Genomic DNA, 21,514 nt, shown 5'->3' with positions numbered 1-21,514 from the left:
TATGCGGACGTCCCTCCGCCTTGCGATGCACCGCATCTGACGCCGCACGCTGATCCACCGGGAATTGCGGGACAGCCCTTACCACGCCATGCTCGGCATCGTACGCATGCACAACCTCAACCTCGCCGGATGGACGAGGTCAAGACCCGACGCCAGATGTGAGCACGGGCAGGTTTGAGTACGCCGATCAGGGACACACGAAGAATCAGCGTGCTTAGGCAGACAGGCACACTCACGGGAGCGTCGTATAGAGCCGCCCTGAGGTGTGTCTGGTCATGGCCTCCCGTGCTGTAAACAATTTGCAGTAGTTGGGAGACGTGCATGCGTGGCGCATCGCAATACCCTCGGTTTTCCGAAGACGCAGCGGAACAAGAGGGGCGGACTCTGCCCGCTACGCAGTACGCGCAACTGCCTGCGCGAGGTGGTGACGTCAGGGGACGTGGCATGCCGATAACCTCAACAAAATCGGGCGTGGTTGATAGCACTCCTCCCTGGCTTCCGTGGATCGAGGATCCGTGGAAGGTCGCTCCCAAGGACGCGCGGGAGCTGAGCTCCCTATTCTTCGAGCGATTGCAGATGCTCGAAGAGGGCACGCCCGATCACCAGTACGCCCGGAACACTTTGATCGAGATGAACCTGTCGCTGGTGCACTTCTCAGCCAAGCGCTTCCGCAACCGCGGCAGCGGTGAGATGGAGGACATCATCCAGGTCGGCACCGTCGGCCTGATCAAGGCGATCGACCGCTTCGAACTCAGCCGCGAAGTCGAGTTCACCTCCTTCGCCATCCCCTACATCGTCGGGGAGATCAAACGGTTCTTCCGCGACTCGACATGGGCCGTCCACGTGCCTCGCCGCCTGCAGGAACTGCGGGTCACCCTTGCCAAGACCCGCGAAGAGCTCTCCGGCCGGCTCGATCGCGACCCCACCGTCGCGGAACTTGCCAAACACCTGGACCTCGTGGAGGAAGAGGTGATCGAAGGCCTCATCGCCGCCAACGGCTACACCGCCGGCTCCCTCGACCTTCCCATCGGCACCGAACCGAACAGCGCCGAGACCGTCACCTACGGCGACATCAAGGGCGACATCGACCCCGCCATGGAACTGGTCGAGGACCTCCACGCCCTGGCCCCGCTCCTGGCGGAACTCGACGACCGGGACCGCGAGATCGTGACCATGCGCTTCGGACAGGAGATGACCCAGGCACAGATCGGCGAGCACCTCGGCATATCTCAGATGCACGTCTCCCGACTTCTCAAACGCCTGCTCACCCAGCTACGCGTGGCCATGCTCACCCAGCACTGAACACGGTCAGCTCACCGCCCACCCCACCCGAAGCGGGCCGGCGAATCCCCCGCCTGGTGCTCGCTGAACTCGGGCACCCTGCACTCCCACAACTGAAAGGCATGTACCGCAGTGATCACCGAAGCGCGCGGACCGCGAGAGCACCAGCAGCCGTACTCGACCGGGTACGAGCAGCTGCTGGAGATGATTCGCTACGAAGGCGCCTACCCAACCCGTGAGCGGGCCGACGAAGCCGTTCGCCTGGTGCTCGCCGGACTCGGGCGCCAACTGACCGGTGACGAACGCGTCGATCTGGCACGCTGCCTGCCCCATGAGGCGGCACGCGTACTGACCTCTCAGATTCCCGGCCCCCAGCCGCTCACCGGATGGGACTTCGCCAAGGACGTCGCCACCCGCTCCGGCGCGTCCCTGGCCACCACCCGCTGGGACATCGGCGCCGTCTTCACCGCAGTTTCCGCTCAGGCCGGCCCCTTGTTGATCACCCGCATCCTCCACCAGCTCCCCACAGGCTGGGCACTGCTGTTCGGCCAAGCCGATCTCACCCCAGCCGCGTAGACACCAAGAACACGGCAGGAGAGCATCCGGAAGTACTCAAGCACCACGGTTGTCCTTCCGCCTCGCCCTTGGTGGCGGGGTCGCGGAGAGCGGCTACCTGACCACCCGGGATCTGGACGCCACCCGCGAGAATGAGGGAGCTGACGGAGCTGTGGGGGAACCGGGAGGCGGCGCTCGCCGCGCTGGAGCCCGCCGGGATCGGCGCCGCCTCGGTCCTCACGGTGGGCACCGCGACGTACATGGTCCTCACCCGTGAGCGCCGGGAGCTGATGCGCGAGTGGGTGGGCCCGCTGCACGAGGCCTGCATCAGCCGCTCGGGCTGGCGGAGCAGACCGACCCGCGCCGCTACCTCCACATCCCGAAGAACTTCTCCGACGACGACGCACAGATACGCATCGACCTGCCCGCCCGGCTCGGGTTCTTCCGCGACGTGGTGGCCGACCTCATCACCCAGGAACTCGCCCTCCAGGGCGTCACGTTCTCCTGGCACCCGGAGGGCCGCAAGCCGTACGTGCTGGTGAAGAAGACCCGCAAGCCCCCGGCCACAGCCCTCTTCAAGGACCCCAAGACGCGGGAGCTGGTCGCCAAGGCGAAGGAGTCCGCCCCGCTCATCGGGTTCGGGACCGGCGGGCGGATTGTCTCCGTCGACCTGGACGCCGCACATCCTCGTCAACGCCTCCACCGGCGGCGGCAAGTCGGTGATCCTGCGGTGCATCGCCTGCCAGATGCTCCACCACGGCTCACGCGTCTTCGTCCTGGACACCAAGCGGATCTCCCACCTCTGGGCGCGCGGCCTGCCCCGCGTCACCTGCTGCGCCGACGTCGCCGACATCCATGACCAGCTCATCGCCCTCGGCATCGAAGGGCGGCGCCGTACGCGGGTCGCTGACGAGCTCGGTATCGGCGCCGATCCGAAGGCCATCGGCCCACGGTTGTTGATCCTCCTCGAAGAGGTCAACGCGACGATGAAGCAGCTGGCCCGCTACTGGGAGAGGATCCGCGAGGCCGGCGACCCGAAGGTCTCCCCGGCCGGCTTGCCGCCCAGCGCGGTTCGGCCGAACCGTCAGCCGCCTCCGCCTCCGTCGCTGGTGTGGTCCGGACCGAGGTCTTGTTTCCGGCTCCGGTTCGCGCCGGATCCCCAGTGCTCGTAGCAGATGAGCCCCGCCCCGGCGAGCAGGACGATCCCCGTAGCTATCAGCGATATCCATGCGCCGGCATCCATGCTTGCGGATGTACCCACCGCTGTCGGTGCGAAGCCTCACACGGGACTTCCATCGATCCGGAGCGGTTCAGTGCGCGGTGTCAACTTGGCTGACATGCCGGGTGCCTGAGAAAACCCTCTCCACCTCGTGCGGACGGACCACGGCAACGAGGCGGCAGCGGCCGGTGCTTTTGAGCGCGGCGAGCTGGGTGCGGCAGATAACGAGTTCGGCGATCAGGCTGCTCCGGCGCTCGACGAGAGCGCTGCGGAGCTGACCGTCGCCCTGCTGGCTTCAGGGAGTGACACTTCTTGATTCTGCCTCCAGAGGCGCAATCCCTTGGTGCGTTGTTTAGTGGGGTCCGTAGAGGAAACGCGGTGGGTGTTCCGGCCTTCGTGACGGACTCCGGGCCCGCCACACCGCCGAGACGAGTGAGGAGTATGTCGTGCCGGCCGGGTCCAGCAGGAAGCGTGAAGCGGCAGTACGGGCACATCAAGGAGAGCCAGGAGGAACAGGGCGCGTCGGAGGGTCGTGCGAAGGAGATCGCGGCCCGGACCGTCAACAAGCAGCGCGCCCGGTCCGGCGAGTCGACGACGGCGAGCAGGACGTCGACGCAGGCCGGGAAGGTCCGCCTACGAACGCGGCGGCGAACGCTCCCACAAGGGCGCGCAGGGTCCCACGAAGGACCAGCTGTGCGCGGAGGCCAGGAAGAAGAACATCGACGGGCGTTCCTCCATGAACAGGGAGGAGCTCCGCAAGGGCCTCGGACGCTGACGCCCACCGGCGGGTCCAGGTGCGCAAGGCCTGACAGCCACTGAAAGCGGGAGACCATGACGGGCGCGGCGATCTTCGATGTGGACGGCACACTTACCGATACCAATCACCTCCACGTGGTGTCGTGGTGGGAGGCTTTCCGGCAGGCCGGGCACACAGTGCCGATGCCGGACATCCACCGGGCGGTCGGCCTCGGCTCCGGTGATCTGATCGAGCGACTGCTGGGGTTTGACAGGGACCCCGAGCAGGATGCGGCCATCAGCTCCGCCCACACCGTGCTCTACGCGACGTACTTCGACCGCCTCCCTGCCTTCGCGGGCGCGGGCGACCTGTTGCGCGCCCTGGCCGGACGCGGTTGGCGGGTTGTCCTCGCCACGTCGGCGGGCGGGGCGGAGCTCGCGGCTCTGCGGCGGGCGGTGGACGCGGACGAGGCGATCCTGGCCACGGCGAGTGCGGATGACGTCGACCGGGGCAAGCCCTCACCGGAGCCTGTCGAGCTGGCGTGCCGGCTGGCCGGAGCCAGTGCGGAGCGGGCGGTGTTCGTGGGCGACACGGTGTGGGACATGGAGGCGGCGGGGCGGGCCGGGGCGACCGCGGTTGCTCTCCTGTCGGGCGGTATCCCTCGGACGGACCTGGAGCGGGCTGGAGCGGAAGCGGTGTACGGGGATGTCGCCGATCTCCTAGACCGCCTCGACGACAGCCCTTTCGGCCCAGGTCCAGGCTGACGCGCGGACCTCGAACCTTCAGTCGCGCAGCCGGGCGGGCCGGACATGACGGCCGCGGTACCGCCGAGCATCACCCGGAGGGGCCAGGTCCGGGCTGCATCCCGCTCTGCCTCTGCTCGCGATCGTTACGTACGGAGATCAGGGGGTACCTCTGTGCGGAAGATGCGGCCACGACACGTGCGGAATGAGGACCACATGCAGGTGGGATACAAGCTGGCGGCGGAGGCATTCGGCCCGGCGGAGCTGGTCAGGCAGGCTGTGCTCGCCGAGGAGGCGGGATTCGACTTCGTCGAGATCAGCGATCACTACCACCCCTGGCTCGACAACCAGGGGCACTCACCGTTCGCCTGGACAGTGCTGGGAAGCATCGCGGCCAGGACATCGCGGATCGGTCTGGCGACCGGAGTCACGTGTCCCACCGTGCGCTACCACCCCGCCATCATCGCTCAGGCCGCCGCGACACTCGCCCTGCTCTCGGAAGGCCGCTTCGTCCTGGGCGTCGGCTCCGGGGAGCGGCTCAACGAACACGTCGTCGGCCCCGGGTTCCCGGACGCGGTCCATCCCCGGCACGAGATGCTCACCGAAGCCCTGGAGATCATCCGGCTGCTCTGGAGCGGTGGGTACCGGTCCTACGAGGGCAAGCATCTGCGGCTCCAGGACGCCCGGGTCTTCGACCTCCCCGACGAACTTCCCCTGATCGCCGTGGCCGCCAGCGGTCATTTGTCGACCCGCATCGCCGCCGAGCTGGGTGACGGCCTGTTCGCCACGGAGGACAAGCCGAGCATCATCCAGCACTACCGTGACGCCGGGGGAGCCGGCCCGTGCTACGGCGAGGTCCCGATGGCCTGGGCGCCCGACGCGCACACCGCCGCCCGCGCCGCTCTCGAGACCTCGCGGTGGGCGCTGACCGGGTGGAAAGTGATGAGTGAGCTGCCCAATCCGGTCAACTTCGATGCCGCGACCACCACCGTGCGCGAGGAGGACATCCTGAAGAAGTTCGCCTGCGGAGCAGACCCTGGACGCTACATCGAGGTCGCCCAGAGCTACGTCGACGCGGGCTTCGACAGGCTGGTCATGCAGAACGCGGGCCCCGACCCCGACGGCTTCATCGACTTCTACCGACGTGAGCTCGACGGACGCATCCGACAGCTCAGGCCGAACGACGCGCGATCCTGAAAGCTGAGGAATGTACACGCCGGATCTGGTGCCGATGTCCGCGCAGGAGGAACGCCCGCAGACTGCGCCTGGAAGAGGAGTGCCTTTGCGGCTACCCGTCCGATACGAAGTAGCCCGGCCGCGTATCGAGTCGGCCAGACTGCCGAGATCGGTAAGCCCAGCGAGTCATTGTCGGAAGAGGGGACCGCATTTCCGCGAGGTCGCCCGGTGACACAGGATCAAGGCATGACAGAAGCACCTCCGCAGATCGACACCCTCGTCATCGACGCCGACAGCCCCGAGCGCCTCGCCGCGTTCTGGTCGGAGCTGCTCTCCCGACCCATCGTGGACCGCACGGGCCCCTATATCTGGCTGCGGCGGAAGAACGGCCTGGGACTGGGCTTTCAGCAGGCCGGTGAACCCAGGCCAGGGAAGAACCGCATGCACCTCGACCTCGCCTCCCCAGATCCGGCGGCCGAGCAGCGGCGGGTCGAGGCACTCGGAGGAAGACGCCTGGAGGAATACACCGATGGCGGCTTTCTGGTGATGGCCGACCCCGAGGGCAACGAGTTCTGCATCATCCCGGAGGGATCCGGCTCCGTGGGCCTCGACGACCAGGGGCATGCCCACTACCTCGACTGATGTGAGGCCGTGCTCCGGCCGAGGCGAAGAGGCCGGAGACGGACAGCGCCCGGGAGAATGTGATCGCCTCGGAACGGTACCCCGGCACCCTTCTTGCGGCGGCCTCAGAAGGTGACATCGTCCGCTGAAGTGATCCTGGCCCCCATGATGCGTTCCATCATGTGCAGCGCAGCGTCGGCCAGGTCGCTGTGGATATGGGCCACCGCGTTTTTGGGGACGGTCGCGTGCAGATGGCGGATATGGGCATCGAGTGCTGAATACAGCACGCACTGTTCGGTGACCTGCCCGCACAGCACCACATGGTCAGCACCCAGCTGGGACAGCAGGTAGCTCATCGGCGTTTCGTAGAAGATCGAGTGCCGTGCTTTGACCACGAACAGGGAATCGTCGTCCGGCAGAACGGGCTTCATTAGCTCTGCGTTCTTCCTCGCGAGAGTCTTCTCGATGATCTCTCCGTGGTGGGATCGCCATTCTCCGAAGTTGTCGTTCGCGTAGATGACGGGAATATGTTCCGAGCGGGCGCGGGCGATGAGCCGGGCGATGGGGGCAGTGCCGTCCGGACAGAGAGAATGAGCAGGTCGGCGTCGGGGTGATCGTATGTATTGACCATGTCGACCACGGTGAGAGCGCTGTTCCTCGTGTCGTCATCATCGCAAATGGCCGCTCGTGCTTCGCCTGCCGGTCTGCTTGCGTGTTTCATGGGGCGGCTGATGGGAACCCGGCACACTCGTCCACGAATAGCCGGTGACGGAGGGAGCGGCGCCATGCGCGCACTGACCTACCAGGGAAAGCGGGATGTCCGGGTGGAGACGGTCCCGGACCCACGGATCGAGGATCCGACGGACATCATCGTCAAGATCACGTCCACCGGGATCTGCGGCTCCGATCTGCATCTCTACGAGGTCCTCGGGCCCTACCTCGACCCGGGCGACATCCTGGGACACGAACCCATGGGAGTCGTCGAGGAGGTCGGCCGCGAGGTGACCGCCGTCGCTCCGGGGGACCGGGTCGTGATCCCCTTCAACGTGTCCTGCGGGCACTGCTACATGTGCGGGCAGGGGCTGCACTCGCAGTGCGAGACGACCCAGGTGCGCGAGCGCGGCACAGGTGCGTCCCTGTTCGGGTACACCAAGCTCTACGGGCAGGTGCCCGGAGGCCAGGCCGAGTACCTGCGGGTCCCCTTCGGCAACGACCTGCCCATCAAGGTCCCGCACGGCCCTTCGGACGACCGGTTCGTGTATCTCTCCGATGTCCTGCCCACCGCCTGGCAGGCCGTGGAGTACGCGGACATCCCGCCCGGCGGCAGCGTCACCGTCCTGGGCCTCGGCCCGATCGGCGCCATGGCCGCACGGATCGCCCTCCACCGCGGCGCCGGTCTCGTCATCGGCGTGGACCTGGTCCCCGACCGGCTCGAACGGGCGAGCAGGCACGGCGCCACCTGCCTCGACCTGCGCCGCTTCGGCGAAAACCTCGGGGATGCCGTCCGCGACCTCACGGGTGGGCGCGGCACCGACGCGGTGATCGACGCGGTCGGCATGGAGGCCCACGGCTCACCCGTGGCCAAGGCGGCACACACGGCGGTCGGCCTGCTGCCCGACGCCCTCGCCCAGCGCATGATGGAGACAGCGGGCATCGACCGCCTCGCCGCGCTGCACGCGGCGATCGACCTGGTGCGCCGGGGCGGCACGATCTCCGTCTCCGGCGTGTACGGCGGCTCCGCCGACCCGATGCCGATGCTGACCATGTTCGACAAGCAGATCCAGCTGCGCATGGGGCAGGCCAACGTCAAGCGCTGGGTGGATGACCTGCTGCCCCTGCTTACCGACGACGACCCGCTGGGCGTGGACTCCTTCGCCACTCACCACCTGCCGCTGGAAGAGGGACCGAAGGCTTACGAGACGTTCCAGAATAAGGCGGACGGCATGATCAAAACCCTGCTCGTCCCCTGACCGGGTCACGGAGACCTGTCCGCAGCCACGGAGGAAGGAAACCCCGGCATGAAGAACAACGGCCCCCATCCCGGCAAGCGGGTCGTGGTCACGGGAGCCACCGGCAACGTGGGCACCAGCGTGGTCCGCGCGCTCGCCGCCGACCCGGGCATCGGCTCGGTCCTGGGGCTGGCCCGCAGGCGGCCCGGGCTTCAGATCCCGAAGGTGGAGTGGGACACCGTCGACCTGTCCCGGACCGACAGCGAGGGCCGGCTCGCCGGTCTCGTGCGCGGCGCCGATGCCGTCGTCCACCTGGCCTGGCGCTTTCAGCCCACCCACGACCCGGTCGTGACGTGGCAGAGCAACGTGCTGGGCTCCCGGCGAGTCTTCGAGGCCGTGGCACGCAGCGGGGTTCCCGCCCTGGTGCACGCCTCGTCCGTCGGCGCCTACTCCCCGGGACCGAAGGACGAACCCGGCGTCGACGAGGAGTGGCCCACCGACGGCTGGCCGGACGCGGCCTACTGCCGGGAGAAGGCTTACCTGGAACGGGTCCTGGACACCTTCGAACTGCGCCACCCACAGATCCGGGTGGTCCGGCTGCGCCCCGGATTCCTCTTCAAGGAGACGGCCGCCCCCGAGCAGCGGCGGATCTTCGCCGGCCGCTACGCCCCGGGCCCCCTCCTGCGGCCCGACCTGCTGCCCTTCGTGCCCGACCTGGACGGACTACGTTTCCAGGTCCTCCACACCGACGATGCCGCCGATGCCTACCGGCTGGCCGTGCTCGGCGACGTACGGGGCCCCTTCAACCTGGCGGCAGACCCGGTCATCGACGCCCGCAGGCTGGCGGACCTGCTCGATGCCCGGATCGTGCGGATCCCCCGGGCCCTGGTGCGCACCGCACTCTCGGCCGCCTGGCGGGCCCACACCGTACCGGCTTCCCCGCACCTGTTCGACGCGGTGCTACGCCTGCCCGTACTGGACTCCGGCCGGGCCCGCGACGTACTGGGCTGGCAGCCCACCCGTACGGCGGAGGACGCACTGAACGCCTTCCTGAGAGGAGTACGTGAAGGCACCGGCGAAGACACGGCACCGTTGGCCGGCCGAAAGATCGGCTGACAACAGCAGCTCCGCACGGGTGCCGCCGATGCCGAAGCCCGGCCCTCCCGGTACGGACGGCCCGGCATACCGGATCCCACCGTGCCTGTTCGACAACGTGAGAAAGCGACAATCATGGCAAGCAGCGAACAACCGCAGGACCCCAACCGGGCCCACCCCCGCCCCGACTTCCCTCAGCAAGACCAGGAGCACCCGGGCTGGACCGGCCCTATGGACCCGCCACCCGACCACGGCGAGGAGTCCTACGTCGGCTCCGGCCTGCTCGACGGGCGTAGGACCGTCATTACCGGAGGCGACTCCGGTATCGGCCGCGCGGTCGCCCTGGCCTACGCCCGCGAGGGTGCGGACGTGGTCTTCACCCACCTCCCCGAAGAGGGGAAGGAAGCCGCGGAGACTGTTCGACTGGTGGAGCAAGCGGGCCGCAGGGCGGTCCCCGTCGTCTGTGACATCCGGGACGAGAAGCAGTGCCGCTCGCTCATCGAGGACGCCGTTTCCGAGTTCGGCCGCATCGATGTCCTGGTGAACAACGCTGCCTACCAGATGTCGCAGCCCGACGGGATCTCCGCGATCTCCACCGAGCAGTTCGACCGGGTGATGCGCACCAACCTCTACGGCACGTTCTGGCTGTGCAAGAGCGCCCTGCCGCACATTCCGCCAGGAGGGTCGATCATCAACACCACCTCGGTGCAGGCGTACAAGCCGAGCCCTCATCTCCTCGACTACGCGATGACCAAGGGGGCGATCGTCACCTTCACCCAGGGCCTGGCCCAGATGCTGGCCTCCGAGGGCATCCGCGTCAACGCCGTCGCCCCGGGCCCCGTCTGGACCCCGCTTATCCCGGCGACGCTGCCCGACACCGCCGAGTTCGGCAAGCAGAGCCCGCTTGGCCGGCCCGCGCAGCCTGCGGAGATGGCTCCCGCCTACGTCTTCCTGGCCTCCGCGAACGCCTCGTTCATCACCGGCGAGATCATGAACGCCACCGGCGGCACGCCTCTCCCCTGATGCCGGAAACGAGGCTGATTTGGCCGCGCGGCGGCCGGAAAGGCGTGTCGTATGACCATCAACCATCACGAAGCGCCGGTTCTCGACGCTCTCGCGGCCTACCGCGACAGGGACGAGCTGGGCTTCTCCCCGCCCGGTCACAAACAGGCGCGAGGTGCCTCCCCATCTGTGCGCGCCGTGCTGGGCGACGCGGTGTTCCTCGGAGACGTCCTCGCCACAGGAGGTCTCGACGACCGTCAGGAAGAATCCTCCGTACTACGGAGGGCCGAAGGCCTCATGGCCGACGCCGTCCACGCGGATCACACCTTCTTCTCCACCTGCGGCAGCTCCCTGTCGGTCAAGGCCGCCATGCTCAGCGTCGCCGCACCCCACCAGAAGCTGCTGGTCGGCAGGGACGCCCACAAGTCCGTCATCGCCGGCCTCATCCTCTGCGGCATCGAGCCCGTCTGGCTGGAACCACAGTGGGACACGGAACGCCACCTCGCACACCCGCCCTCCCCCTCCACCCTGGAGAAAGCCTTCGCGGACCACCCGGACGCACGCGGAGCCCTGATCACCAGCCCCACCCCCTACGGCACGGCGGCCGACCTACGCGCCATGGCCGACATCTGCCACCGGCGCTCCAAGCCACTGATCGTCGACGAAGCCTGGGGCGCCCACCTGCCCTTCCACCCGGACCTGCCGTCCTGGGCCATGGACGCCGGCGCCGACGTCTGCGTCACCAGCATCCACAAAATGGGCAGCGGCCTCGAACAAGGCTCCGTCTTCCACCTCCAGGGCGACCTGGTGGACCACGACACCCTCGCCTCACGGGCCGACCTCCTCGGCACGACCAGCCCCTCGGTGCTGCTCTACGCCGGAATCGACGGCTGGCGCCGACAGATGGTCCTGGAAGGACACGGACTGCTCTCCCGGGCACTCGACCTCGTAGCGACGGTGCGCCGGCGGATCGAGGAGATCGAGGGAATGCACGTCAACGGGCCAGACGACTTCTGCGGACCCGGCGCCGCCGCCGAGTTCGACCCGCTGCCCGTGATCATCGACATCGAGGCCACGGGCACCACCGGCTACCGGGCCGCCGACTGGCTGCGCAAGCACCACCACATCGACATGCACCTCGTGGACCACCGCCGGATCAGCGCCCAGTTCACCCACGCCGACGACAAGGACACCGCCGACCGGCTGCTGACGGCCCTACAGGACCTGACCCGCCACGCGCACACGCTCCGCCACGCTCCCGAGGTGCACGTGCCCACACCCGCCGAGCTCCGTCCCGACCAGGTATGCCTGCCGCGTGACGCCTACTTCGCCCAGACGCGGGACGTCCCGGCGTCGGAAGCCGTGGGCCGCGTCGCCGCCGAGATGCTCACGCCCTACCCTCCCGGCATCCCGGCCGTGCTGCCCGGCGAGCGGATCACCGAACCCCTCCTGCGCTACCTGCGCTCCGGCGTCGAAGCCGGCATGAACATTCCCGACCCCGCCGACTCCACCCTTCAGACCATCCGCGTCCGCGCCGAAGACAACTGACAGCCTCACCCCGGCAGCTCCGGGCAGGCCCAACGCCGCACCCGACAAGGCCCGCGCAGGACCCCCAACCCCAAGACAAAGGAGAAACCCCCGCCATGCGTGCTCTCGCCCTCGTCTGCACCCTGAATGCCTCACCCGCGCCCTCCAGCAGCCAGTATCTTGCCGAGCAGGTCATCGCCCAGTTCGCACGCCATGACGTACAGGGAGAGATCGTCCGGGTCGCCGACTACGACGTCCGCCCGGGGATCGGGGTGGACATGGGCGACGGCGACGCATGGCCGGCGCTGCGGGAGAAGGTTCTGGCCGCCGACATCCTCCTGATCGCCACGCCCATCTGGCTCGGCCACCCCTCCAGCGTCTGCCAGCGGGTCCTGGAACGCCTCAACGCCGAGTCCTCCGAGACCGACGACCAGGGCCGCCCGCACACCTACGGCAAGGTCGCCGCCGTCGCCGTCGTCGGCAACGAGGACGGCGCGCACAAGGTCAGCGCGGACGTGTTCCAGGGACTCAACGACGTCGGCTTCTCCCTCGCGCCTGGAGCAGTCACGTACTGGGTCGGCGAAGCCATGCACGGCACCGACTACCAGGACCTCGACGAGACACCCGACGCCGTCGCCTCCACCACCAAGGCACTCGCGGCCAACGCCACGCATCTGGCGCGCCTCCTCGCCGACAGCCCCTACCCGGCAGCCTGACGGCCCGGGCCCGCACATCAGCGGGCTGCGCAACGAACCCCTGATCCAGCGAACGACAGCGGACTCTCCCATGCTGAGAATCGGAATTCCTGTCCTGGGCGTCACAGACGTTGGCCGCGCGGCTGCCTTCTGGACCGCAGCGCTGCACCTGGACGTCTCCCCGCAGTGGTACAGCGAAACATGGCGCGCCCTCAGCCACCGCGACGGCAAGGGCCCAATCCTCGGCCTGATGCACAGCACCACCCCACCCGAGCCCCGCCCCCGCCTTCACCTCGACCTCTTCACGGATACCGTCCAGGAACAAAGTCGAGAGGTCCGACGACTGGTCGGTCTCGGCGCGCGCGCCGTCGACTGGGCTCTCTACCCGCCGGAGCCCGACTTCGTCGTTCTGGCCGACCCGGATGACAACCTTTTCTGCGTGGTGGACCTGAGCCACGCTCCCAGCGGCGGTGACCAACCGGCTTTCTGACGGGCCTGGGCTGTCCGTGAGTCGAGCGTGGCCGGCCCATCGAGCCACGCGAGCGGTCCGGAGCCTGGTCCGTGCAGGTGACGGGGGTGAGGTGGGCCGCCCGCTACTCAGGCAGAGGGTGCCAGTTCCGTCATCAGCTGGCGGGCTTCCAGCAGCAGTTCGCCCCCGACGGCCGACGCCGATGGTTCCTGGCGGTGGAAGGCGTCGGTGAGGGAGCCGACGGTGCCCCAGGCCTCATGGAACGCCGCGTCACGGCGTTCACACAGCTCTCCGGTGCCGGACCCGGTGAGCAGTTCGGTTTCGATGGAACAGATGTGGCCGACCTGGCGCAGCACCTCGGACAGCAGCCGGAGGAAGTCCGGCGACGGCGGGGGAAGCTCCGCGTCGTCGCTGATCGTCTTCAGCGTGCGGGTGAGGGCAAGGACGCGTGTGCAGACACGGCTCCACCGCATGTCCTCGGCGAACGGAGGGGGCTTCGGGCCCGTGCGGCGCAGTCGGCCTCCTGGGTTCCAGCGTGATCCCTCCATGGCCCAGCGGCGGGCCTCGCTCACGTTCTGCAGCGAGACAGTGAGGCCGCCGGCCCCGTGATGCCAGACCTCGGATTTCTCCAGCCCGTCCTCCTCGCGGAGGCCTTCCGCCATGGTGCCGAGCACGTCCGCCGTCTCCCGCACGAGACGGACGAGGCGGTCACGAACGCTGCGCAGGTGAACCGGCGGGAGAACGAACGCGTTGACCAGAAGACCGATCACCGCACCGATCAGCGTCTCCAGGAGCCGGTGCCCCACCGTGGACGTGCTGGACACCCCACCGGTGATGACGAAGAGCGCTGTGGTGGCACCGTAGATGCCCTGGCTCCCGAAGCGCCGGTAGTTGCCGAGCAACATCATGAACGGCAACGTGAGCAGCATGGCGGTCATGGTCTGATCACGTGTGAAGGCCATCGCCGCGGATGCCCACAGGGTGCCCAGGGCGATGATGGCGAACTGCTGGATCCCGGTGCGCACCGACTGGTACACCGTGCTGCCGACCATCGCGATCGCCGTCCACGGAGCCAGCAGGGCCATCGGCGCCTGGAACCACCACCCACTCACCGCCCACGCGGCTATCGCCGCCCCCGCTGCCTTCAGTGACTGGACGAGCGTGTCCCGCTCCGGACCGGCCTCGATACACGCGCTGCGGACCGACCGGCGCACCTCCGCCCACTCCCGAACCAGCCACCGCCGCGCCCGCTCCGGCCTCACTTTTCCTGTCAATTTCTTCCCCTCTTCGATGATCACCTCAATTCCAGCAGGCCCTCTCGTCGACCCCGAGCTGTGAATCCGGTGCATTCGTGGCGGACGTGTGACCGCCGTCGGCTGCGCGGGTGATTGCCGCCCTCACCGGCTTATGCCACACCCCTCGGGTGGGACGCCACACCAGAGGCACGGAACGCTCGGCGTCCGCCGACAGAACCATCTTGCGCCGAGGAGCTGGACGCGTGGCCGTGGAAAGCCAATACCCCGAGGACCTCGACACGCACGCCCGGCTCAGCCGGCTGGCGGGCCTTCCCGAGGGGCCCGAGCGGGAACAAATCCGCAGGGAGATCATCTGTGCCTGGCTTCCCGTGGCCCATCGTCTGGCCCTCCGCTACCGCGACCGCGGTGAGACGCTCGAAGACCTGCGACAGGTCGCGGCGGTCGGCCTGGTGAATGCCGTGGACCGGTACGATCCGGCTCTCGGCGGCGCCTTTCTCCCGTTCGCCATGCCGACCATCGTCGGTGAGATCAAGCGGCACTTCCGGGACCGCATGTGGTCCGTGCACGTCCCTCGCCGCGTCCAGAACCTTCGCAACGTCGTGCGCCGGGCCACCGCCGACCTCGCAGCCGAGGGCAGGCCCGTGTCCCTCGCCCGGCTCGCGGAGCACACCGGGCTGACCGAGGAAGAGGTGCAGCGGGGCAACGAAGCCCTGCACGGCTTCCGAGCCATCTCCCTCGACGCGAGTCTGCCCGCCGAGGGCGCGACCCTGTGCCTCGGCGACACCCTGGGTGCAGACGATGACGCCCTGGACCTGGTACTCGACCGCGAGGCCGCCAAAGCCGGCATCAGCAGCCTCCCCGAGCGCGAGAAGCGGGTGCTCTTTCTCCGCTTCTTCGCGGGGATGACGCAGAGCGCAATCGCCGCCGAACTCGGCATCTCGCAGATGCACGTATCACGCCTGATCGCTGAGTCCTGCCGACGGATCCGGGAGGACGCGAAAGGCCGAGACTCCTGAGGACGCCAGAACTGTTCTTTCGGGTTGGTGCCGGTCAGTGACCGGTTCGGGGCCCGCCCCTCCCGATAGCGCATACCACCGGGATCCCGCAGAGACCCCCGTCACTCCGGCAACGACCCGAAATACTCAGCAACGATGCCGGGCCGGCATACGTGGCACCGCCGATGATCGGTCGCGGCTGCCTCGGACTTCGGTTCGACCTTCCCTGCTGACTGCCGGGGAACGAGGGTCAGGGCTCGCGGTGGGCAAGGGTGAACAGGCCGCCGTCGGGGTCCTGGAGAGTTCGGGAGAAGCCCTTGGCGGCCCAGGCAGTAGGTGGAGTCTGGGGTTTGCTGCCTCCTGCCCTCATGGTCGCGGACACAGCCCGCTCGACGTCGTCCACGGCGAAGTTCACCAGCCAGCGGGGTCGCAGATGAGCCAGAGGGGAGGTCTGCACACCACCGCCCCGCAGAGACAGGATCACTCTGTCCTTCAGTTTCACCAGCACATGATCTTTCCGGTAGTCCATGTCGATGTCTTCCTCCGCGGCCCAGCCGAGGATTTCCCCGTAGAACACCGCGGCCTCGAACACGTCGCGCGTCTGCAGATCGAGCCGGGTGGGAGCCCGGCCCTCTCCTGGCAACCAGGCCAGTGTGTAGCCCTCCCAGAACCCGAACATCGCCCCGTCCCGGTCCGCCGCCAAGCCGGCACGACCATCGCCGAAGGCCATCGGACCAACCGCCACGGTGGCACCGCGCTCACGGATCCGCGCGGCCGTGGCGTCGGCATCCCGGACAGCGAAGTACGGCGTCCACACCGAAGCCGACGTCAGCCCGGGCCTGCGGGCTGCGAGCCCCGCCACCGGATCCCCGCCGGCCGTCGCCACAAGGAACTGGTCATCCAGCGAACTGGACCGGAACTGCCAGCCGAGAACCTCCCCGTAGAAGGCTCTGGCCACATCCAGATCAGCGACCATGAGGTTGACCCAGCACGGAGCACCCTGCACCGGCACATGCTGCCGCTCATCCGGCCCAGACACCTGTCTCTCTCCTCTCAACACCTGCCGGCGACCGTTCACCAGCACCCCGCGGTCCGCTCTCACCCGCTCGATCAGCAGACGGCGCCCTGCCGACCCTGTCAGCAAGAGCACCTGCCCGGCCTCGCACCACACTGCCGCTCCCCGCCCGCGCAGTGCACACCGCGGTCATCATGCACCAGACTTTCCACGCCGCAGGACGAGAAGCGACCGACTCGCCCGAAGCTCGAAGTGGTCGCTCTCGTAGGTGTGGTGCCCCGTCGGCAGGGTATGCGCGCCCGTGCGCGGGGGCCGAGGCACTTACGGAGAGGACAGCGTCATGTCGATACCCACGGGAACCACGGTCGCCACCGCCGCCCGCCGAGCCGATGCCGCTACCCCTGCCGCCAGTACTGCGGGCCTTCCGCAGATTGAGGACCCCCGGAAGGTGGCTCCGAAGGACGCCCGTGCTCTGGGCGCGTTGTTCTTCGAGCAGTTGCAGTTTCTGGAGGAGGGCACGCACGAGTATCAGTACGCGCGGAACACGTTGATCGAGATGAACCTGTCGTTGGTGCATTTCGCGGCGAAGCGGTTCCGCAACCGTGGCAGCGGTGAGATGGAGGACATCGTCCAGGTCGGTACGATCGGTCTGATCAAGGCGATCGACCGGTTCGAGCTGAGCCGCGAGGTCGAGTTCACCTCCTTCGCGATCCCCTACATCGTGGGCGAGATCAAGCGGTTCTTCCGCGATTCCACCTGGGCCGTCCACGTGCCCCGCCGACTCCAGGAACTCCGCGTCACCCTCGCGAAGGCGAAGGAAGACCTCAACGGCCGACTCGACCGTGACCCCACGGTCGCCGAACTCGCCGCGCACCTGGACCTCACCGACGAAGAGGTCATCGAGGGCCTCATCGCCTCCAACGGGTACACCGCCGGCTCCCTCGACTTGCCCATCGGCACCGAACAGAACAGCGCCGAGACCATCACCTACGGAGACATCAAGGGTGATCTCGACCCCGCCATGGAACTGTTCGAGGACCTCCACGCCCTGGCCCCGCTCCTGGAGGACCTCGACGACCGTGACCGCGAGATCGTGGCCATGCGCTTCGGACAGGAAATGACCCAGGCCCAGATCGGCGAGCGCCTCGGCATATCCCAGATGCACGTCTCCCGGCTCCTGAACCGCACCCTCACCCAGCTTCGCAAGAACATGCTCACCCAGAACTGACCACAACACAGGACCGCGAGGATGAAGCGGCATCCGGTCTGCCTGCGGGAGCAGCACACAGCCCTTCACGGGTGACCGCTCCTGGACGATGCCACGCGGGGCCCGGGCCCGGTAGCCGGCGGCCGGACGGAGGTGAGGGCGAAGCAGCGGGCCGGTGGGATCGTCCTCACCCACCAAGTTCGGCCGGTCCTGGAGGCCATGGCATCGCTGCGCCAGACCGAAGCGGCTTCGTCATACGGAAGCTATGGCTTGTCAGTGTCCGGCAGGGAGCGCGGCCTGCGGAGCATGATCATCAGGAAAGCAGCGACGGCGAGGGCGGTCCCGAGCAGGATGGACACCAGGGCCGCGTCGGCGACGGTCTCCCATGCGGTGCTGGTCGAGGATCGGCACGTCGGATCGCAGTCCCACGAGGTCGCGTGGTGACTTCGGGCAGACCAGCCGGCGGCCAGACCGAGGCCGAAGAACAGGACTCCGCACCAGAACATTCTGCGGACCAATAGCAGGTACCTGCGTGAATGGGTATCGACCATCGCACCACGGTCCCAGGCATCAGAGGTCCTGGGCAATACGGTGAAGGCAGCCATGGCCGGGTTCGGAACCTCCTGCGTGACCGCAGTCGCATCAAGCCGCGGAGACCGTCGTCTGTTGCGACATGAGGTGGAGGCGTCGGGCGTCGTGGTGCTATCGGGCGAGGAAGGCGCTGACAGTTTTGCCGCCGGTGGGCCGGTGGACGACCGCGGTGGTACGGGCGAGGTGGGTGATCATGCGCCAGCCGAAGCCGCCGGTGGTGCCGGTCAGGTCGGGGGTACGCATGCGCGGGGCCTGTGGGCTGGGGTCATCCACCGCCACCTCGATGAGGTCGGGGTGGGCGGTCAGGCGAAGGGCGTAGGTGCCGCCTGCGTGCCGCAGGGCGTTGGTGACAAGTTCCGAAGCGACCAGGAGTATGGCGTCGGCTGTGTCAGGGGCGACGTCCGGCCGGAGGGCTTCGAGGAAGAGGCGGGCGCTGTCGCGGGCGTCGGCGGCGGTGGGCGCGGGGCGGGTGGCGGTGGCGTCGACGCGCATCGTGTTCGTCAGGTTCATCCCTGGTCTCCTCGGCTCGTCGTTGCCTGGATGCCGCTTGTGCCCCGTCATGACCGCCTCAACCCGGCGGTACGCGATTACCTCACTTACTGGACAGTCGAAAATCTCTCCTGGCCAAGGTAGGTATTCGGTTTGGGCGTGGTTATGGTTTCTCTCGTAGCTGAGATCGGCAGGGCCCGGCAGAGACGAACTGGCGGGCAGCGGTACACAGTTGCCGTGCGCATGACGGTGCGGTGGTGGAGTTCCGGAGCCAGGGCTGTTGCAGGAAGGCGACGGGACTGACGACCGGACCGGGTGGCCCGCCGTGATCAGGGGCCGCCGCGAGAAGTACCGCAGTAAACGCAGCGGTGGTACCCAGCAGTGAAGCAGGAGCAGTACCTCGGTGAAGGCGTCGGCTGCGGGCGCCGCACCGGGAGGTTCGGCAGCTGGGTTCCAAGCCGGAGCAGATGCAGGACGGGCGACGGGGCAGGCTGCCGGAGAGTGACGCTTGTTCAGGTCACCAACAGTACGCAAGCAGTTGACGAAGAGGGAAGAACGGAGGAGTTGGTCGCCATCAGGATCGCCCGGGTGCGAGACGTGGGCTCGGGTACCGCAGGACATCGATAGTGAGGTGGTCTCCGGTCGAGCAACCGCGATCCCCGCAGCCCCCGACCTCTCCCGGGGCGGGCATGCGGAAACAGAGAGCCGGCGCAGCCGATCACGGCCGGCCGATGGTGTAGCAGTTCCTTCGGGGCCCTGATGCCAATGGCACCAGGGCCCCTCCAGTGTGTTCCACAGAGAGGTGCAAGTGACAGCAGACGACTCGTTCGGCCGTCTCGACGACGACGACTACCCCGCCTGCACCATGGGCCGGGCCGCCGAAATGCTCAACACCACACAAGGGTTCCTCCGCGCCATCGGGAAAGCCCGCCTCATTACCCCCCTCCGCTCGGAGGGCGGCCACCGCCGCTACTCCCGCTACCAGCTGCGCATCGCCGCCCGCGCCCGCGAACTCGTCGACCAGGGCACTCCCATCGAGGCCGCCTGCCGCATCGTCATCCTCGAAGACCAGCTCGAAGAAGCCCAGCGCATCAACGCCGAGCACCACCGCACGGCCAAGCGGCGGCCAAACTGACAGTTCGCGCCCGACTCCACTTCGGTCGCCCGCAACCATCATCTGTTGATCCCACCAAGAGCAGGAAGTCTTCTGGCCGTCCGTGCGCCCGCCCGGGCAGCCAGAGCGAGGTGACCCCCACCAGTGTGGATCGCAAATGCTCGGTCCGCCGGCCGGACCTCGGGTAAGTCCCGGCACCCGGCGACAGGTCCCCAGCCACCGGTAATGGTGCTCACTGATCCCGAGCTGGCCGGCCGTCACCGTCTGTATGCCAGGGCCGTCGCCAAGCGCCGGATCCGCGCCGGGCAGGCAGCGGCCGGCCGCCATCTCTTGAGTAGGGCGCGCAGATCGCACACCACGGTCCGATGACGAAGAGGCTCTCGCCGTATGGCTGCCAGCCCACTGCTCTGCATACCGTCCCCGAGCTGCCCTTGCGCGCCGGTGCCGGATCTGGTTTGCCTCTCGAAGAGGGAGGTTGGAAACTGGGATCGGTGGGGGCGGCTGTCGTCCATAGTTGCGGGGACTGAAGGATGGATCGCCTGACTGCCCGGTGGCCTTGTGCGCGCTGGTTTCCCCTGGTGTTGATCGTCGTCGCGGCGCTCGGTGACGCGCTGACGCCGATCGGTTACACCTGGGTACCTCTGATCGCGGCCGCGTGTGTGCTCGCGGGCGTGATGATGTCCTTCCGCGGCGCGGCCTGGACGGGGGCGTTCGCGCTGGCCGTCACCGTGCTGCTGGACTGGCGGGTCGGGATCCTTGACAGCGGCACCGGCTGGGTGGAAGAGGTCACGGTCTTTCTCGCCGTGCTCATCGGCCTGGACGTGCACTGGATGCTCGAGCGCCGCGACCGCCGCCTGGCCGCCGCCTGGTCGGTGGCCGGGGCGCTGCAGCGCGCAGTCCTGCCCGCCCCTCCCACCCGGATCGGGCCGCTCCGGGTAGCTGCCCGCTATGAGGCGGCGGATGCCGAAGCCCGGATCGGCGGGGACGCCTACGCCATCCAGGACACCCCCTTCGGAATCCGTGTCCTCATCGGCGACATCAGAGGAAAGGGGATCGGCGCCGTCTCCATCACCACCACGCTGATCGGCGCCTTCCGCGAAGCCGCCCATCACACATCCAGCCTGGATGAACTCGCTGAACGGCTGGAACAGTCCCTCGGACGCGACCAGGCCCCGCACGCTCACACCAGCCACGACGAGGAGTTCACGACAGCCCTCATCGCCGAGATCGACCACGCGGGCCGCACCCTACGACTGCTCAACCGAGGCCACCCTGCCCCCTACCTCATCCGCTCCGGCCGCGTCACCGAACTGCAGCCAGCCGACCCTGGCCTTCCACTCGGCATGGGAGACCTCGTCTCCCAGCCCGCCACAACCGACACCATCTCTCTTGCCGCCGGTGACGTTCTGCTGTTCGTCACCGACGGGGTCACCGAAGCCCGCGATGCCGACGGAGCCTTCTACGACCCCACCCAACTCACCTTTCCTGACGGAAGACCTGCCGCTCCCACCGAGGTGCTCGACACGCTCGCCGAAGCCGTCTACCGGTGGGCCGGCGGGCGACGCGACGATGACATGGCCACCCTCGCCATCAGCGTCACGACCACCACCTCCGACATGCCATCCCGCACGGACGCTCCCGGCTTCGCCGGATAACGCCCCACGCCTCCACCCCCAACTAAAGGAGCGTTTTGTCCCGACGGGGGTGCTTCGTTGCCATTCAGGTGGCGGACCACTTCGGGTTGGTGGAGGCGTTAGACGCTTGTTGTGGCTGATGGGG

Annotated in this window: 21 protein-coding genes and 2 pseudogenes; 18 read left to right on the top strand and 5 right to left on the bottom strand. The window is 68.0% G+C overall.

Translation table 11 applies throughout. The features are described from left to right. Positions 1-444: 444 nt before the first annotated feature. The 8 genes and pseudogenes from OG245_RS00535 to OG245_RS00500 all read left to right on the top strand — a co-directional run bounded on the left by OG245_RS00535 (position 445) and on the right by OG245_RS00500 (position 6,352). The gene (locus OG245_RS00535; protein WP_371621551.1) at positions 445-1,302 is read left to right on the top strand and encodes an RNA polymerase sigma factor SigF; all 858 of its coding nucleotides are present in this window, start codon (positions 445-447) and stop codon (positions 1,300-1,302) included. Between the two features lie 111 nt (positions 1,303-1,413). Next, positions 1,414-1,857, top strand: coding sequence for a DUF2267 domain-containing protein (locus OG245_RS00530; RefSeq protein WP_371621550.1), 444 nt, complete (start codon positions 1,414-1,416; stop codon positions 1,855-1,857). Positions 1,858-2,492: 635 nt separating this feature from the next. Next, on the top strand, positions 2,493-3,008 hold the full coding sequence (locus tag OG245_RS00525) for a hypothetical protein (RefSeq protein ID WP_371621549.1): 516 nt from the start codon (positions 2,493-2,495) through the stop codon (positions 3,006-3,008). A 198-nt stretch (positions 3,009-3,206) separates the two neighbouring features. Beyond that, positions 3,207-3,371 (top strand): hypothetical protein, encoded by a 165-nt coding sequence (locus OG245_RS00520; protein ID WP_371621548.1) that lies wholly within the window; start codon positions 3,207-3,209, stop codon positions 3,369-3,371. A 130-nt stretch (positions 3,372-3,501) separates the two neighbouring features. Next, a pseudogene (locus OG245_RS00515) lies at positions 3,502-3,830 on the top strand (plasmid stabilization protein). A 56-nt stretch (positions 3,831-3,886) separates the two neighbouring features. Continuing rightward, positions 3,887-4,555 carry an HAD family hydrolase gene (locus tag OG245_RS00510; protein ID WP_371621547.1) on the top strand — a complete coding sequence of 223 codons (669 nt, stop codon included), beginning with the start codon at positions 3,887-3,889 and terminating at the stop codon, positions 4,553-4,555. A gap of 195 nt (positions 4,556-4,750) precedes the next feature. Next, a complete protein-coding gene (locus OG245_RS00505; RefSeq protein ID WP_371621546.1) occupies positions 4,751-5,731 on the top strand; it encodes a TIGR03557 family F420-dependent LLM class oxidoreductase in 981 nt (326 codons plus the stop codon). 225 nt (positions 5,732-5,956) lie between these two features. Next, on the top strand, positions 5,957-6,352 hold the full coding sequence (locus OG245_RS00500; RefSeq protein WP_371621545.1) for a VOC family protein: 396 nt from the start codon (positions 5,957-5,959) through the stop codon (positions 6,350-6,352). 104 nt (positions 6,353-6,456) lie between these two features. On the opposite strand, the pseudogene OG245_RS00495 reads toward OG245_RS00500, so the two are convergent. Continuing rightward, positions 6,457-6,962: pseudogene (locus tag OG245_RS00495) on the bottom strand (isochorismatase family cysteine hydrolase). 154 nt (positions 6,963-7,116) lie between these two features. Here OG245_RS00495 and OG245_RS00490 point away from each other — a divergent pair. From OG245_RS00490 to OG245_RS00465, 6 genes are all read left to right on the top strand, one after another. Beyond that, a complete protein-coding gene (locus OG245_RS00490) occupies positions 7,117-8,301 on the top strand; it encodes an alcohol dehydrogenase catalytic domain-containing protein (RefSeq protein WP_371621544.1) in 1,185 nt (394 codons plus the stop codon). A gap of 48 nt (positions 8,302-8,349) precedes the next feature. Beyond that, positions 8,350-9,396 (top strand): SDR family oxidoreductase, encoded by a 1,047-nt coding sequence (locus OG245_RS00485; protein ID WP_371621543.1) that lies wholly within the window; start codon positions 8,350-8,352, stop codon positions 9,394-9,396. Between the two features lie 114 nt (positions 9,397-9,510). After that, positions 9,511-10,398 (top strand): SDR family oxidoreductase, encoded by an 888-nt coding sequence (locus OG245_RS00480; RefSeq protein WP_371621542.1) that lies wholly within the window; start codon positions 9,511-9,513, stop codon positions 10,396-10,398. A 51-nt stretch (positions 10,399-10,449) separates the two neighbouring features. Then, the gene (locus OG245_RS00475; protein WP_371621541.1) at positions 10,450-11,925 is read left to right on the top strand and encodes an aminotransferase class I/II-fold pyridoxal phosphate-dependent enzyme; all 1,476 of its coding nucleotides are present in this window, start codon (positions 10,450-10,452) and stop codon (positions 11,923-11,925) included. 95 nt (positions 11,926-12,020) lie between these two features. Further along, positions 12,021-12,620, top strand: a complete 600-nt coding sequence (locus OG245_RS00470; RefSeq protein ID WP_371621540.1) for a flavodoxin family protein — start codon at positions 12,021-12,023, stop codon at positions 12,618-12,620. Positions 12,621-12,690: 70 nt separating this feature from the next. Next, positions 12,691-13,089: a VOC family protein gene (locus OG245_RS00465; RefSeq protein WP_371621539.1), complete on the top strand. Its 399-nt coding sequence runs from the start codon at positions 12,691-12,693 to the stop codon at positions 13,087-13,089. A gap of 107 nt (positions 13,090-13,196) precedes the next feature. Here the strand turns inward: OG245_RS00465 and OG245_RS00460 are convergent, their stop codons facing one another. Beyond that, positions 13,197-14,282, bottom strand: a complete 1,086-nt coding sequence (locus OG245_RS00460) for an FUSC family protein (protein ID WP_371621538.1) — start codon at positions 14,280-14,282, stop codon at positions 13,197-13,199. Between the two features lie 284 nt (positions 14,283-14,566). On the opposite strand from OG245_RS00460, the gene OG245_RS00455 reads away from it, so the two are divergent. After that, on the top strand, positions 14,567-15,340 hold the full coding sequence (locus OG245_RS00455) for a SigB/SigF/SigG family RNA polymerase sigma factor (RefSeq protein ID WP_371627765.1): 774 nt from the start codon (positions 14,567-14,569) through the stop codon (positions 15,338-15,340). Positions 15,341-15,569: 229 nt separating this feature from the next. Here the strand turns inward: OG245_RS00455 and OG245_RS00450 are convergent, their stop codons facing one another. Further along, positions 15,570-16,358: a VOC family protein gene (locus OG245_RS00450; RefSeq protein ID WP_371621537.1), complete on the bottom strand. Its 789-nt coding sequence runs from the start codon at positions 16,356-16,358 to the stop codon at positions 15,570-15,572. Positions 16,359-16,674: 316 nt separating this feature from the next. On the opposite strand from OG245_RS00450, the gene OG245_RS00445 reads away from it, so the two are divergent. Further along, complete coding sequence (locus tag OG245_RS00445) at positions 16,675-17,562, top strand: RNA polymerase sigma factor SigF (protein ID WP_371621536.1); 888 nt, start codon at positions 16,675-16,677, stop codon at positions 17,560-17,562. Positions 17,563-17,804: 242 nt separating this feature from the next. Here the strand turns inward: OG245_RS00445 and OG245_RS00440 are convergent, their stop codons facing one another. Continuing rightward, positions 17,805-18,146: a hypothetical protein gene (locus OG245_RS00440; RefSeq protein ID WP_371621535.1), complete on the bottom strand. Its 342-nt coding sequence runs from the start codon at positions 18,144-18,146 to the stop codon at positions 17,805-17,807. A 97-nt stretch (positions 18,147-18,243) separates the two neighbouring features. Then, a complete protein-coding gene (locus OG245_RS00435; protein WP_371621534.1) occupies positions 18,244-18,642 on the bottom strand; it encodes an ATP-binding protein in 399 nt (132 codons plus the stop codon). Between the two features lie 787 nt (positions 18,643-19,429). Between OG245_RS00435 and OG245_RS00430 the strand changes: the two genes are divergently transcribed. Both OG245_RS00430 and OG245_RS00425 read left to right on the top strand, forming a co-directional pair. Further along, positions 19,430-19,756, top strand: a complete 327-nt coding sequence (locus OG245_RS00430; protein ID WP_371621533.1) for a MerR family transcriptional regulator — start codon at positions 19,430-19,432, stop codon at positions 19,754-19,756. Positions 19,757-20,313: 557 nt separating this feature from the next. Continuing rightward, positions 20,314-21,390, top strand: coding sequence for a PP2C family protein-serine/threonine phosphatase (locus OG245_RS00425; protein WP_371621532.1), 1,077 nt, complete (start codon positions 20,314-20,316; stop codon positions 21,388-21,390). Positions 21,391-21,514: the final 124 nt, after the last annotated feature.

It is taken from the genome of Streptomyces sp. NBC_01116 (assembly GCF_041435495.1).
Classification (GTDB): domain Bacteria; phylum Actinomycetota; class Actinomycetes; order Streptomycetales; family Streptomycetaceae; genus Streptomyces.
The sequence above is the reverse complement of the archived record's forward strand: the minus strand, read 5'-3'. Positions and strand labels throughout refer to the sequence as shown.